Raw genomic sequence first — 15,305 nt, forward strand, 5'->3', positions numbered from 1 at the left:
CAGCGTTATATATAGCCGACCACGATAAGGCGTAGCACATTAAGTCAGTTTTGTGCGCCGATCTTGATTATTCGATTCTGTGCTGAAAACAGATGACCGACATTTGCCAATCGCTGAAAAGCAACTAGCGTCATAGTTCGAAAGCATTAATAGCTATTCTCGACTGCCTCAGCGAAATGGCTCTGGAATGGGCCTTTTAGGCTACAGCGTTATGCCCGCAACGGGCGGACAAGTCATTCATTAACAATGGAATGTGACCATGCACTGATCCATGTCAGCTGTTCGAACAGACAACAGTACTAGGCTGTGAGCTCTCCTTTCCTGCAATGGAGTCATGCAAATGTCTGAAGCGCCCGGAAAACTAAGACTCGGTGCACTGGTTGCACTGGTAGTCGGTTCAATGATTGGCGGCGGGATATTTTCGTTGCCACAAAACATGGCCGCCAGCGCCGACGTCGGTGCAGTGCTGATCGGCTGGGCCATCACCGCAGTCGGCATGCTCACCCTCGCATTTGTCTTTCAGACCCTCGCCAATCGCAAGCCTGACCTGGACGGCGGTGTCTACGCCTACGCCAAGGCCGGATTCGGCGACTACATGGGTTTCTCATCAGCCTGGGGCTACTGGATCAGCGCCTGGCTGGGCAACGTCGGCTACTTCGTTCTGCTGTTCAGCACCCTTGGCTATTTCTTTCCGATCTTCGGCGAAGGCAATACCCCGGCGGCGGTGATCGGCGCGTCCTTGCTGCTGTGGGGCGTGCATTTTCTGGTGTTGCGCGGGATCAAGGAAGCGGCGTTCATCAACCTGGTGACCACGGTCGCCAAGGTCGTGCCGCTGCTGCTGTTCGTGTTGATCGCAGTCTTCGCGTTCAGACTGGACATCTTCACCGCCGACATCTGGGGCGTGAAAAACCCCGATCTGGGCAGTGTGATGAACCAGGTGCGCAACATGATGCTGGTCACCGTCTGGGTGTTCATCGGCATCGAAGGCGCGAGCATCTTTTCCGCCCGCGCCGAGAAGCGCTCGGATGTCGGCAAGGCCACCGTGATCGGCTTCATCACCGTGCTGCTGTTTCTGGTGCTGGTGAACGTGCTGTCGCTGGGCATCATGACCCAGCCGGAACTGGCGAAACTGCAGAACCCGTCGATGGCCGCCGTGCTTGAGCATGTGGTCGGTCACTGGGGGGCGGTGCTGATCAGCGTCGGCCTGATCATCTCGTTGCTCGGCGCCCTGCTGTCGTGGGTGCTGCTGTGTGCGGAGATCATGTTCGCCGCCGCCAAAGACCACACCATGCCGGAGTTTCTGCGCAAGGAAAACGCCAACCATGTGCCGGTCAACGCCCTGTGGCTGACCAACGCGATGGTGCAGGTGTTCCTGATCATCACCCTGTTCTCGGCCAGCACTTACCTGTCACTGATCTACCTCGCCACTTCGATGATTCTGGTGCCGTACCTGTGGTCGGCGGCCTATGCCCTGCTGCTGGCGGTGCGCGGCGAGAGCTACGAAGGCTTTGCCGCCGAGCGGCGCAAGGATCTGATCATCGGCGGTATCGCCCTGATCTATGCGGTGTGGTTGTTGTACGCCGGCGGGGTCAAGTACCTGCTGCTGTCGGCCCTGCTCTATGCGCCCGGCGCGATCCTGTTCGCCAAGGCCAAGCTGGAACTCAAACAACCGGTTTTCACCAACGTCGAGAAGCTGATTTTCGCCGCAGTGGTCGTGGGCGCCGTGGTGGCGGCCTACGGTCTCTACGATGGCTTCCTGACGCTGTAACCCCTGATTGAATTGTCATCTGGAGGAACACAGAAATGACCACGGAAAAAGTGAAGTACGGCGTCCACTCCGAAGCCGGGAAACTGCGTAAAGTCATGGTTTGCTCCCCAGGTCTGGCCCATCAGCGGCTGACCCCGAACAACTGCGATGAACTGCTGTTCGATGACGTGTTGTGGGTAGCGCAGGCCAAGCGCGATCATTTCGACTTCGTCACCAAGATGCGCGAGCGCGGCATCGACGTGGTGGAAATGCACAACCTGCTGACCGACATCGTCGCCATCCCCGAAGCGCTGGACTGGATTCTTGAGCGCAAGGTGACCGCCGACTCGGTGGGCCTGGGCCTGATCAGCGAAGTGAAATCCTGGCTGAAAAGCCTCGAGCCACGGCACATCGCCGAATTCCTGATTGGCGGCGTCTCGGCCGATGATCTGCCGGACAGCTTCGGTGGCAAGACCATCCAGATGTTCCGCGATTTCCTCGGCCACTCCAGCTTCATCCTGCCACCGCTGCCCAACACCCAGTTCACCCGCGATACCACCTGCTGGATCTACGGTGGTGTGACGCTGAACCCGATGTACTGGCCGGCGCGCCGTCAGGAAACCCTGCTGACCACCGCCATCTACAAATTCCATCCGCAGTTCACCAACGCCGAATTCGAGATCTGGTACGGCGACCCGGACAAGGACCACGGCAACTCCACCCTTGAGGGCGGCGACGTCATGCCGATCGGCAACGGTGTGGTGCTGATCGGCATGGGCGAGCGTTCATCGCGTCAGGCCATCGGCCAACTGGCGCTGAACCTGTTCAACAACAAAGCGGTGGAAAAAGTCATCGTCGCCGGCCTGCCGAAGTCCCGCGCAGCAATGCACCTGGACACCGTGTTCAGCTTCTGCGACCGCGACCTGGTGACGATCTTCCCGGAAGTGGTCAACCAGATCGTCGCCTTCACCCTGCGCCCTGACGAAAGCAAACAGGGCGGCATCGACATCCGCCGCGAAGAAGGCAGCTTCCTCGACACCGTCGCTGCGGCGCTCAACCTGCCGAAACTGCGCGTGGTGGAAACCGGCGGCAACAGCTTCGCCGCCGAACGCGAGCAATGGGACGACGGCAACAACGTGGTGGCGATGGAGCCGGGCGTGGTCATCGGCTACGACCGCAACACCTACACCAACACCCTGCTGCGCAAGGCTGGCGTGGAGGTCATCACCATCAGCGCCGGCGAGCTCGGCCGCGGCCGTGGCGGCGGCCACTGCATGACCTGCCCGATCATCCGCGACCCTATCGATTACTAAACGACCGTCCCCCCGGCCGCACCCATCCCGTAGCGGCCGGGCCGATTACCGAATCCAAGGAGAATCATCATGGCGTTTAACATTCACAACCGTAACCTGCTCAGCCTGGAACACCACACCCCACGTGAGCTGCGTTACCTGCTCGACCTGTCCCGTGATCTGAAACGCGCGAAATACACCGGCACCGAGCAACAGCATCTGAAGGGCAACAACATCGCCCTGATTTTCGAGAAAACTTCGACCCGTACCCGTTGTGCCTTCGAAGTGGCGGCCTATGACCAAGGCGCCAACGTCACTTACATCGACCCGAACTCGTCGCAAATCGGCCACAAGGAAAGCATGAAGGACACCGCCCGCGTGCTCGGGCGCATGTACGACGCCATCGAGTACCGTGGCTTCAAACAGGAAATCGTCGAAGAGCTGGCCAAGTTCGCCGGCGTGCCGGTGTTCAACGGCCTGACCGATGAATATCACCCGACCCAGATGATCGCCGACGTGCTGACCATGCGTGAACACGCTGACAAGCCGATCCACGAAATCAGCTACGCCTACTTGGGCGACGCGCGCAACAACATGGGCAACTCGCTGCTGCTGATCGGCGCCAAACTGGGCATGGACGTGCGCATCTGCGCACCGAAAGCGCTGTGGCCGCTGGACGATCTGGTGGCGCGCTGCAAAAAGTACGGCGAGGAAAGTGGCGCACGCATCACCCTCACCGAAGATCCGAAAGAAGCGGTCAAAGGCGTGGACTTCATTCACACCGACGTCTGGGTGTCGATGGGTGAACCGGTGGAAGCCTGGGCCGAGCGTATCCAGCAACTGCTGCCGTATCAGGTCAACGCCGACCTGATGAAAGCCACCGGCAACCCGCGTACCAAGTTCATGCACTGCCTGCCGGCCTTCCACAACAGCGACACCAAGGTCGGCAAACAAATCGCCGAGCAGTATCCGCACCTGAAAAACGGCATCGAAGTGACCGACGACGTGTTCGAGTCGCCAGCCTGCATCGCCTTCGAGCAAGCGGAAAACCGCATGCACACGATCAAGGCGATTCTGGTCTCGACCTTGGCTGATCTCTAACGCCACAGCGCTCCCACTGAAGGAACCGGAAACCCAATGTGGGAGCGAGCCTGCTCGCGAAAGCGGTGGGTCATTCAACAGCGATGTCGACTGATCTGACGCCTTCGCGAGCAGGCTCGCTCCCACAGGGATTCCGGTTCCGGCAGGGAGATCGAATCGTTTGTCATTCCTCTGCTTAGAAGGATTGCACCATGCGTATCGTCGTAGCCCTGGGCGGTAACGCCCTGCTCCGCCGTGGTGAGCCGATGACCGCTGACAACCAGCGCGCCAACATCCGCATCGCCACCGAGCAAATCGCCAAGATCCATCCCGGCAACCAACTGGTCATCGCTCACGGCAATGGCCCGCAAGTCGGTCTGCTGTCGCTGCAAGCGGCGGCCTACACCTCTGTCACCCCCTACCCGCTAGACGTGCTCGGCGCTGAAACCGAAGGCATGATCGGCTACATCATCGAACAGGAACTGGGCAATCTGCTCGACTTCGAAGTGCCGTTCGCCACCCTGCTGACCCAGGTTGAAGTCGATGCCAACGACCCGGCTTTCAAGAAGCCGAGCAAGCCGATCGGCCCGGTCTACGAGAAAGCCGAAGCGGAAAAACTCGCCGCCGAAAAAGGCTGGGCGATTGCCCCGGATGGCGACAAATTCCGTCGCGTCGTCGCCAGTCCACGGCCGAAACGCATCTTCGAAATCCGCCCGATCAAGTGGCTGCTGGACAAGGGCAGCATCGTCATTTGCGCTGGTGGCGGCGGTATTCCGACCATGTACGACGAGCAGCGCAACCTCAAGGGCATCGAGGCGGTGATCGACAAGGATCTGTGTTCGTCGTTGCTTGCCGAGCAACTGGAAGCCGACCTGCTGGTGATCGCCACTGACGTCAACGCAGCGTTCATCGATTACGGCAAGCCGACGCAGAAAGCCATCGCCGAAGCCCATCCGGACGAACTTGAGCGCCTCGGGTTCGCCGCCGGCTCGATGGGGCCGAAGGTGCAGGCAGCCTGTGAATTCGCGCGCCATACTGGCAAGGTTGCGGTGATCGGTTCGCTGGCCGATATCGAAGCCATCGTCCAGGGCACCGCCGGTACGCGGGTCAGCACGGCGAAGCCGGGAATCAGCTACCGATAACAATAAAACGCCGGGGCAGACTCAATGCCTGCCCCGCGCCCATGCCTTGAAAGGAGTAGCTCAATGGCCCAATTCGAACCCGGTCATCTGCATATCGAGCGGCACGCGTTGACCGACGATGACGTCAATTACAACGTCTGCCTCGACTATGAAGTGTTCACCGACCCGCAGAAAGGCAAAGGGATTCAGTTCACCCTGCACGGCAGCATGCAGGGCAAGGACGTGAAGGAGGTGTTTTTCCTGCCCAAGGAAGAGGCCTACAACTTCGCCCGCGACGTGACCCGGATCGCCGAGAAGTACGGAATCCCCAAGGCCCACAGCCAGATCGGTTCGGTGCACAAGCATTACGATCTGATGTTTGAAGACATTCGGCAGAAGTTGAATATGCAGTCGGGGGATCCGGTGAACCTCGAGCATTTCGAATAAAAATCAAAAGCCCCTCACCCTAGCCCTCTCCCGGAGGGAGAGGGAACCGATTGGGGGATGCTGCAGCATTGCGTCGAACTGATCCTGCATCACTGAATCCATAATCGCCCGGTACTTTCAGGTCGATGCATAACCTCAGAAACCTCGGTCGGCTCCCTCTCCCTCCGGGAGAGGGCTGGGGTGAGGGGGTTGTTGATTTAAGGCATACTTGCCCCCCTCCGCTCTGCAGATCACTGAACCGCCCCCATGCGTATTCACGTCAGCTTCATCGACCGCGTCGGCATCACCCAGGAAGTCCTGGCTATCCTCGGTGGGCGCAATCTCAATCTGGATGCGGTGGAGATGATCCCGCCGAACGTCTACATCGACGCGCCGACCCTCAGCCCGCAAGTGCTCGAAGAACTCAAAGACGCGCTGTTTCGCGTGCTCGGCGTGGAAGCGGTGACCGTGGTCGATATCCTCCCCGGCCAGCGTCGGCATCTGCAGCTAGATGCCCTGCTCGCGGCGATGACCGACCCGGTGCTGGCCCTCGACAGCGCCGGCAAGGTGCTGCTGGCCAACCCGGCGCTGATTGCCCTGTACGGTCGCGAACCGGCCGGCGAAAGCGTCTCGGCGCTGTTCAATGATCCCGGCCTGCTCGATATCCTGCTGGAAAACGGCTTTCGCCTGCCGTTGCGCGAAATCACTGTCAATGGCCAGACCCTGCTGCTCGACGCCACGCCGATCACCGACGCCGGCGCCCTGCTGACCCTGTATCAACCGAACCGCATCGGCGAACAACTCTCGGCACTGCACCACGATCACGCCGAAGGCTTCGACGCCCTGCTCGGCGAATCCCCGGCGATCCGCACACTCAAGGCCCGCGCGCAACGCGTCGCCGCCCTTGATGCACCGCTGTTGATTCAAGGCGAAACCGGCACTGGCAAAGAATTGGTGGCCCGCGCCTGTCACGCGATCAGTGCGCGGCACAGTGCTCCTTTTCTGGCGTTGAACTGCGCAGCGCTGCCGGAAAACCTCGCCGAAAGCGAACTGTTCGGCTACGCCCCCGGCGCCTTCACTGGCGCGGCGCGTGGCGGTAAACCGGGGCTGATGGAACTGGCCAACCAGGGCACGGTGTTTCTCGATGAAATCGGCGAGATGTCGCCGTACTTGCAGGCCAAACTCCTGCGTTTTCTCAACGACGGCAGCTTCCGCCGCGTCGGTGGTGATCGGGAAGTAAAGGTCAACGTGCGCATCCTCAGCGCGACCCACCGCGATCTGGAAAAAATGGTCAGCGAAGGCCTGTTCCGCGAGGACCTGTTCTATCGCCTCAACGTGCTCAACGTCGAAGTGCCGCCGCTGCGTGAACGCGGTCAGGACATCCTGCTGCTAGCGCGCTACTTCATGCAGCAGGCCTGCGCGCAGATCCAGCGCCCGGTCTGCCGCCTGGCACCGGGGACTTATCCGGCGCTGCTCGGCAATCGCTGGCCGGGCAACGTGCGGCAATTGCAGAACGTGATTTTCCGTGCGGCGGCGATTTGCGAGAGCAGCCTGGTCGATATCGGCGACCTCGACATCGCCGGCACTTCGGTGGCGCGCCAGGCCGATACCGATGTCGACAGCCTCGAGCAAGCGGTCGAATCGTTCGAGAGAGAGCTGCTGGAAAAGCTCTACGTCAGCTACCCCTCGACCCGGCAATTGGCGAGCCGCTTGCAGACCTCGCACACCGCCATTGCCCACCGATTGCGCAAGTACGGCATTCCCAATAAACCCTGACTCACCACGCATCCCTATTGCAGGAAATTCCCCATGTGGGAGCGAGCCTGCTCGCGAAAGCGGTCTATCAGCAAAATAGCTGGCGCCTGACACACCGTCTTCGCGAGCAGGCTCGCTCCCACAGGATTTATGGCGGATTCGAAATCCGTCCAAAAACGACCTCCATCTGTACCGAAAGCGCTACAGCGGAACGATATCGCTACACCCGCCTGTGACCAGCGCTGCGCAACGCTTTGATCCGATTAAGCTTTTCTCCTCGCCCGAAGCTGTAGCGATTTCGCTACAACTGCAACATTCCAATAAATACAAAAACCACTCAATCCATTGATTTATATAGATAAATCAACCTTGGCCGCATTCTTGCTACCTGCCTTCTCATCTATAAAGGGCTTCCCCGCCCCAAGCTTTCCACCGCGTCCACCAGACGAGTCTGGCCCCTGAGGAGTTTCCATGAGCGAGTTGCGTTTTACTGAAGATCACGAATGGCTGCGCACCGAAGCCGACGGCAGTGTCACTGTCGGCATCACCGCATTCGCGCAGAACGCCCTGGGCGACGTGGTGTTCGTGCAACTGCCTGAGCTGCAGGCTTACGAAAAAGGCGCAGAAGCCGCCACCGTGGAATCGGTGAAAGCCGCCAGCGGCGTGTACATGCCGCTCGATGGCGACGTGCTGGAAGTCAACCCGGCGCTGCAAGACGCTCCTGAGCTGGTCAACGAAGATCCGCTGGGCGAAGGCTGGTTCTTCCGCTTTCAGCCAAGCGACGCCGCCGCTGTCGGCAAATTGCTCGATCAGGACGCTTACGACCGCCTGATCAAAGCCCAAGCCGAAGCCTGAGGAATTACCCCATGACCGCCATCAATCTCGGTACCGCCAACGAATTCATCGCCCGTCACATCGGCCCGCGCGCCGGTGACGAGCAAGCCATGCTCAACAGCCTCGGCTTCGATTCCCTCGAAGCCCTGAGCGCCAGCGTCATCCCGGAAAGCATCAAGGGCACCAGCGTGCTGGGCATGGACGACGGCCTCAGCGAGGCCGACGCCCTGGCGATGATCAAATCCATCGCTGGCAAAAACCAACTCTTCAAAACCTACATCGGCCAGGGCTACTACAACTGCCACACGCCGTCGCCGATCCTGCGCAACCTGCTGGAAAATCCGGCCTGGTACACCGCTTACACCCCGTACCAACCAGAAATTTCCCAGGGCCGTCTCGAAGCGCTGCTGAACTTCCAGACCATGATCAGCGACCTTACCGGCCTGCCGATCGCCAACGCCTCGCTGCTCGACGAAGCCACCGCCGCTGCCGAAGCCATGACCTTCTGCAAACGCCTGAGCAAGAACAAGGGCAGCCACCAGTTCTTCGCCTCGATCCACAGCCATCCGCAAACCCTCGACGTGCTGCGCACCCGTGCCGAGCCGCTGGGTATTGACGTGGTCGTGGGTGATGAGCGCGAACTGACTGACGTCACGCCGTTCTTTGGCGCGCTGCTGCAATATCCGGCGAGCAACGGTGATGTGTTCGACTACCGCGAGCTGACCGAGCGTTTCCACGCCGCCAACGCTTTGGTCGCTGTGGCCGCTGATTTGCTGGCCCTGACGCTGCTGACCGCACCGGGCGAATTCGGTGCCGACGTCGCCATCGGTTCGGCGCAACGCTTCGGCGTGCCGCTGGGCTTCGGTGGCCCGCACGCCGCTTATTTCTCGACTAAAGATGCGTTCAAGCGCGACATGCCGGGCCGTCTGGTCGGTGTCTCGGTTGACCGTTTCGGCAAGCCAGCGCTGCGTCTGGCGATGCAGACCCGCGAGCAACACATCCGCCGCGAGAAGGCCACGTCGAACATCTGCACCGCCCAAGTGCTGCTGGCCAACATTGCCAGCATGTACGCCGTTTACCACGGCCCGAAAGGCCTGACCCAGATCGCCAACCGTGTGCATCACCTGACCGCGATTCTGGCCAAGGGCCTGACCGCGCTGGGCGCTCAAGTCGAGCAGGCAAACTTCTTCGACACCCTGACCGTTGCTACCGGCGCACACACCGCCGCGCTGCACGACAAGGCGCACGCTCAGCAGATCAACCTGCGTGTGATCGACGCTGAACGTCTGGGCCTGTCGGTCGACGAAACCACCACTCAGGCTGATATCGAAACCCTGTGGGGCCTGTTCGCCGACGGCAAGACCCTGCCGGACTTCGCTGCGCTGGCCACCTCGGTGCAGAGCACCATTCCTGCTGAGCTGGTGCGCCAGTCGCCGATCCTCAGCCACCCGGTGTTCAACCGTTATCACTCGGAAACCGAGCTGATGCGCTACCTGCGCAAACTGGCGGACAAGGACCTGGCGCTGGATCGCACCATGATCCCGCTGGGCTCGTGCACCATGAAACTCAACGCCGCCAGCGAAATGATCCCGGTGACCTGGGCCGAATTCGGTGCGCTGCACCCGTTCGCCCCGGCCGCACAAAGCGCCGGTTATCAGCAACTGACCGATGAGCTGGAAGCGATGCTCTGCGCCGCCACCGGTTACGACTCGATTTCGCTGCAGCCGAACGCCGGTTCGCAAGGTGAATACGCAGGTCTCCTGGCGATCCGCGCCTACCACCAGAGCCGAGGCGATGAGCGCCGCGACATCTGCCTGATCCCGTCGTCGGCTCACGGCACCAACCCGGCCACCGCGCAAATGGCTGGCATGCGCGTGGTCGTCACCGCGTGCGATGCCCGTGGCAACGTCGACATTGAAGACCTGCGCGCCAAAGCCATCGAGCACCGCGAACACCTCGCCGCGCTGATGATCACCTACCCGTCGACCCACGGCGTGTTCGAAGAAGGCATCCGCGAGATCTGCGCGATCATTCACGACAACGGCGGCCAGGTGTACATCGACGGCGCCAACATGAACGCCATGGTCGGCCTCTGCGCACCAGGCAAGTTCGGCGGCGACGTCTCGCACCTGAACCTGCACAAAACCTTCTGCATCCCGCACGGCGGTGGCGGCCCGGGCGTCGGCCCGATCGGCGTCAAATCGCACCTGACCCCGTTCCTGCCGGGCCACGGCCAGATGGAACGCAAGGAGGGCGCGGTCTGCGCGGCACCGTTCGGCAGCGCGAGCATTCTGCCGATCACCTGGATGTACATCCGCATGATGGGTGGCGCTGGTCTGAAGCGCGCTTCGCAACTGGCGATCCTCAATGCCAACTACATTTCCCGTCGCCTCGAAGAGCATTACCCAGTGCTGTACACCGGCAGCAACGGCCTGGTGGCGCACGAGTGCATTCTCGATCTGCGTCCGCTCAAAGACAGCAGCGGCATCAGCGTCGATGACGTTGCCAAACGCCTGATCGACTTCGGCTTCCATGCGCCGACCATGTCGTTCCCGGTCGCCGGCACGCTGATGATCGAGCCGACCGAAAGCGAATCCAAGGAAGAACTGGACCGCTTCTGTGACGCGATGATCCGCATCCGCGAAGAAATCCGCGCAGTGGAAAACGGCACTCTGGACAAGGAAGACAACCCACTGAAAAACGCCCCGCACACCGCAGCAGAACTGGTTGGCGAATGGACCCACCCGTACAGCCGCGAGCAAGCGGTGTACCCGGTCGCGTCGCTGATCGAAGGCAAATACTGGCCGCCGGTCGGCCGCGTCGACAACGTCTTCGGCGATCGCAACCTGGTGTGCGCCTGCCCGTCGATCGAAAGCTACGCTTAATGGAATGAGGGGGCGGGTTCGCCCGCCCCTTTCTCCACAACACCACAAAACCCTGTGGGAGCGAGCTTGCTCGCGAAAGCGGTAGGTCAGCCAACCTCGATGTGACTGACACTGCGCCTTCGCGAGCAAGCTCGCTCCCACAGGGAATGTGCTAAGCCCGAAGATCAGCCAATCCCCATAACAAGAAACCGGAGAACCACTCATGTCGTTAAGCGTGTTCGACCTGTTCAAGATTGGCATCGGTCCCTCCAGTTCCCACACCGTCGGCCCGATGCGTGCTGCTGCGCGTTTCGCCGAAGGGCTGCGCCGGGAAAACCTGCTGACCAGCACCGCCAGCGTCCGTGTCGAGCTGTACGGTTCGCTCGGCGCTACCGGTAAAGGACACGGCAGCGACAAAGCCGTGCTGCTCGGCCTCGAAGGCGAACACCCGGACACTGTCGACACCGAGACCGTCGCCGCGCGCCTGCAAGAAATTCGCGGCAATGGCCGACTGAATCTGCTCGGTGAACACAACATCGCGTTCAACGAGAAAGAACATCTGGCGATGATCCGCAAACCGTTGGCCTATCACCCCAACGGCATGATCTTTCGCGCCTTCGACGCAGCGGGGATTCAGATCCGCAGTCGCGAGTACTACTCGGTCGGCGGTGGTTTCGTTGTCGATGAAGATGCCGCCGGCGCCGATCGCATCGTCGAAGACGCCACGCCACTGACCTTCCCCTTCAAAAGCGCCAAGGACTTGCTCGGTCATTGCGCCACCTATGGCCTGTCGATCAGCCAGGTGATGCTGACCAACGAGAGCGCCTGGCGTCCTGAAGCCGAAACCCGCGCCGGCCTGCTGAAAATCTGGCAGGTGATGCAGGACTGCGTTGCCGCTGGTTGCCGTAACGAAGGCATTTTGCCGGGCGGCTTGAAGGTCAAACGCCGGGCGGCGGCGCTGCATCGGCAATTGTGCAAGAACCCGGAATCGGCGCTGCGCGATCCGCTGTCGGTGCTCGACTGGGTCAATCTTTATGCGTTGGCGGTCAACGAAGAAAACGCCAACGGCGGGCGCGTGGTTACTGCGCCCACCAATGGCGCGGCGGGAATCATTCCGGCGGTGCTGCATTACTACATGCGTTTTATCCCCGGCGCGAATGACGATGGCGTCGTGCGCTTTCTGCTGACCGCTGCCGCAATCGGCATTCTCTACAAGGAAAACGCTTCGATCTCCGGCGCCGAAGTCGGTTGTCAGGGTGAAGTCGGTGTGGCCTGTTCGATGGCGGCCGGCGCTCTGTGCGAAGTGCTCGGCGGCAGCGTGCAACAAGTCGAGAACGCCGCGGAAATCGGCATGGAACACAACCTCGGCCTGACCTGCGACCCGATCGGCGGCCTGGTACAAGTCCCGTGCATCGAGCGCAACGCGATGGGTTCGGTGAAAGCCATCAACGCGGTGCGCATGGCCATGCGTGGCGACGGCCAGCATTTCGTCTCCCTCGACAAAGTCATCCGCACCATGCGCCAGACCGGCGCCGACATGAAAAGCAAATACAAGGAAACCGCCCGCGGCGGCCTGGCGGTCAACATTATCGAATGCTGATTACGAACTCAGCCAAACGTAACTAGCCCCCTCTCCCTCCGGGAGAGGGCTGGGGTGAGGGGCTCTTGATCTTGCCTCTCACCCGCAACCCAAATTCAAAGGAGCCATGCATGTCCACCGAACAACTCTCGAAAACCCCGCTACACGCACTGCACCTCGAACTCGGCGCGCGCATGGTGCCGTTCGCTGGCTACGACATGCCCGTGCAATACCCGCTCGGCGTGATGAAAGAACACCAGCACACCCGCGAGCAAGCCGGGTTGTTCGATGTCTCGCACATGGGCCAGATTCGCCTGACCGGTGCCAATGCGGCCAAAGCCCTAGAAACCCTGGTGCCGGTGGACATCATCGACCTGCCGGTGGGCATGCAGCGTTATGCGATGTTCACCAACGAAAGCGGCGGCATCCTCGATGACCTGATGGTTGCCAACCTCGGTAACGACGAGTTGTTCCTGGTGGTCAACGCCGCGTGCAAGGATCAGGATCTCGCGCATCTGCAAAAACACATCGGCGATCAGTGCACCATTACGGCGCTGTTCGAAGAGCGCGCCCTGCTCGCCCTGCAAGGTCCGGCAGCCGTCACAGTGCTGGCGCGTCTTGCGCCGGACGTGGCGAAGATGACGTTCATGCAGTTCAACCGTGTGTCGTTGCTGGGCGTGGACTGCTTTGTCAGCCGTTCGGGCTACACCGGTGAAGACGGTTTCGAAATCTCGGTACCGGCCGCTGAAGCGGAGAAACTAGCCCGCGCCCTGCTCGCCGAGCCAGAGGTCCAGGCCATCGGCCTTGGCGCCCGCGACTCGCTGCGTCTGGAAGCCGGCCTGTGCCTGTACGGCCATGATATGAACACCGAGACCACACCGATCGAAGCCAGCCTCCTGTGGGCGATCTCCAAGCCCCGCCGCGCCGATGGCGCACGGGCCGGGGGCTTCCCGGGCGCCGAGCAAATTTTCGCGCAGCAACAAAATGGCGTGGCACGCAAACGCGTCGGCCTGCTGCCGCAGGAGCGCACCCCGGTGCGTGAAGGCGCAGAAATCGTCAACGAGGCCGGCGAGATCATCGGCAGCGTCTGCAGCGGTGGCTTTGGTCCGACTTTGGGCGGGCCATTGGCGATGGGTTACCTCGACAACGCTTACGTCGCACTCGATACACCCGTGTGGGCCATCGTCCGTGGGAAAAAGGTGCAAATGCTTGTAAGCAAAATGCCATTTGTTCCACAACGCTACTATCGCGGTTGATCGACTGTTTCTATAAGTAACGCGATTGCGTTAAACGTGCACTAATGTGTAACGCAATCGCCATAAAACAGTGCGTTTTCTAACATCCGTTTCGAATATGAACGTTGCTTATAACGCTTGCTGAAAAAAGAACCAGACAATCGTCTAAGACTGAACTAGTTTGCTGACGAACTGCCATGAAGAGCAGTAAAACCGGGGCCTTCCCAGGGCTTGTTTTTTCTCCCGTAGTTGGCGTAGAGTTTGTCCACTGTGTTTGCATGGGTCAGCTTGGAATCGTGACCTGGGCAGTAGCCTACAAGTTAGCTACATCCCGCTCGACGTCTTCTTACTCCTTGCAACCAGCTCCAGTACTCTTTCATGTGAAAGGGGCTGTCATCAATTTATGCGTCAAAGGAAATAAGAAATGTCCACACGTCAGAGCGGTACCGTCAAGTGGTTTAACGACGAGAAAGGTTTTGGTTTTATCACTCCAGAAAGCGGTCCGGATCTGTTCGTACATTTCCGCGCCATTCAGGGCAACGGCTTCAAGAGCCTGAAAGAAGGCCAGAAAGTGACTTTCGTCGCTGTGCAAGGCCAGAAAGGCATGCAGGCTGACGAAGTACAAGCAGAAGCCTGATCTTCTGGTACGAAAAAGCCCCTGATATTGATATCAGGGGCTTTTTTGTGCGCGCTAATCCGTAAAATGGCGCTTCCATTCACGCCTTGAGGCTGCCATGTCGAAACACCTGCTCACGCCGCAAGGGGACTTTCCTCCCGTTGCTCTCGGTCGTCGTCTGGCGGCGATGTTCTACGACTTCCTGCTGTGCACCGCTCTGCTGATCGTCACCGGATTCATCTACAAGTTGATCCAGGCCGCGATCATTGGCGAAGAACGGCTGCGGGTGATGACCGACGCCGGCCAGCTCGATGGTGATCCGCTGTATTCCACGGTGCTGCTGTTGGTATTGTTCGGCTTCTTCGCCAAGTTCTGGACCCATGGCGGGCAGACACTGGGCATGCAGGTGTGGGGCATCCGCGTGCAGAACGCCAACGGCACGGCCATCAGCCTTTGGCAGGCGCTGTTGCGCTTTATGGTGTCGATCGCGTCGTGGTTGTGTATCGGGTTGGGTTTCTTCTGGTCGCTGTTCGACAAGCAGAAGCGCACCTGGCATGACATCTATTCGGATACCCGTGTGGTGCGAATCCCTAAGAAGAGCAAATAATTTCCATACTCAAGAGTCGGCCTGTGGTGAGGGGATTTATCCCCGTTGGGTGGCGAAGCCGCCCCAAAATCAACCACCGCGGCGTATCAGACACACCGCGTGCGTTGCTTAACGACTGCTACGCAGCCGAACGGGGATAAATCCCCTCA

At 60.2% G+C, this 15,305-nt stretch carries 12 protein-coding genes; all 12 read left to right on the forward strand.

Annotated elements, in window-relative coordinates; genetic code table 11:
• The first annotated feature begins 340 nt into the window (after positions 1-340).
• The 12 genes from arcD (at position 341) to OK411_RS21755 (ending at position 15,156) form a co-directional block, all read left to right on the forward strand.
• On the forward strand, positions 341-1,768 hold the full coding sequence (gene arcD / locus OK411_RS21695) for an arginine-ornithine antiporter (protein WP_016773517.1): 1,428 nt from the start codon (positions 341-343) through the stop codon (positions 1,766-1,768).
• A 35-nt stretch (positions 1,769-1,803) separates the two neighbouring features.
• Complete coding sequence (gene arcA, locus OK411_RS21700; protein ID WP_016773516.1) at positions 1,804-3,060, forward strand: arginine deiminase; 1,257 nt, start codon at positions 1,804-1,806, stop codon at positions 3,058-3,060.
• Positions 3,061-3,129: 69 nt separating this feature from the next.
• On the forward strand, positions 3,130-4,140 hold the full coding sequence (locus OK411_RS21705) for an ornithine carbamoyltransferase (protein WP_024014074.1): 1,011 nt from the start codon (positions 3,130-3,132) through the stop codon (positions 4,138-4,140).
• Positions 4,141-4,331: 191 nt separating this feature from the next.
• Entirely contained in the window at positions 4,332-5,261 is a 930-nt protein-coding gene (gene arcC / locus OK411_RS21715) for a carbamate kinase (RefSeq protein ID WP_136492856.1), read from the forward strand.
• Between the two features lie 63 nt (positions 5,262-5,324).
• A complete protein-coding gene (locus OK411_RS21720) occupies positions 5,325-5,687 on the forward strand; it encodes a DUF5064 family protein (RefSeq protein ID WP_264365674.1) in 363 nt (120 codons plus the stop codon).
• Between the two features lie 246 nt (positions 5,688-5,933).
• Positions 5,934-7,442: a sigma-54-dependent transcriptional regulator gene (locus OK411_RS21725; protein ID WP_264365675.1), complete on the forward strand. Its 1,509-nt coding sequence runs from the start codon at positions 5,934-5,936 to the stop codon at positions 7,440-7,442.
• Positions 7,443-7,892: 450 nt separating this feature from the next.
• Entirely contained in the window at positions 7,893-8,276 is a 384-nt protein-coding gene (gene gcvH / locus OK411_RS21730; RefSeq protein WP_039758162.1) for a glycine cleavage system protein GcvH, read from the forward strand.
• Positions 8,277-8,287: 11 nt separating this feature from the next.
• Positions 8,288-11,140: an aminomethyl-transferring glycine dehydrogenase gene (gcvP, locus tag OK411_RS21735; protein ID WP_206421671.1), complete on the forward strand. Its 2,853-nt coding sequence runs from the start codon at positions 8,288-8,290 to the stop codon at positions 11,138-11,140.
• Positions 11,141-11,342: 202 nt separating this feature from the next.
• Entirely contained in the window at positions 11,343-12,719 is a 1,377-nt protein-coding gene (locus tag OK411_RS21740; RefSeq protein ID WP_024014080.1) for an L-serine ammonia-lyase, read from the forward strand.
• A gap of 110 nt (positions 12,720-12,829) precedes the next feature.
• Entirely contained in the window at positions 12,830-13,954 is a 1,125-nt protein-coding gene (gene gcvT / locus OK411_RS21745; protein ID WP_264365676.1) for a glycine cleavage system aminomethyltransferase GcvT, read from the forward strand.
• 403 nt (positions 13,955-14,357) lie between these two features.
• Positions 14,358-14,570, forward strand: a complete 213-nt coding sequence (locus OK411_RS21750) for a cold-shock protein (RefSeq protein ID WP_003227496.1) — start codon at positions 14,358-14,360, stop codon at positions 14,568-14,570.
• Positions 14,571-14,667: 97 nt separating this feature from the next.
• The gene (locus OK411_RS21755) at positions 14,668-15,156 is read left to right on the forward strand and encodes an RDD family protein (protein WP_016773510.1); all 489 of its coding nucleotides are present in this window, start codon (positions 14,668-14,670) and stop codon (positions 15,154-15,156) included.
• The last annotated feature ends 149 nt before the right edge of the window (positions 15,157-15,305 follow it).

This window comes from Pseudomonas sp. RG1, from assembly GCF_025910115.1.
GTDB lineage: Bacteria > Pseudomonadota > Gammaproteobacteria > Pseudomonadales > Pseudomonadaceae > Aquipseudomonas > Aquipseudomonas atacamensis.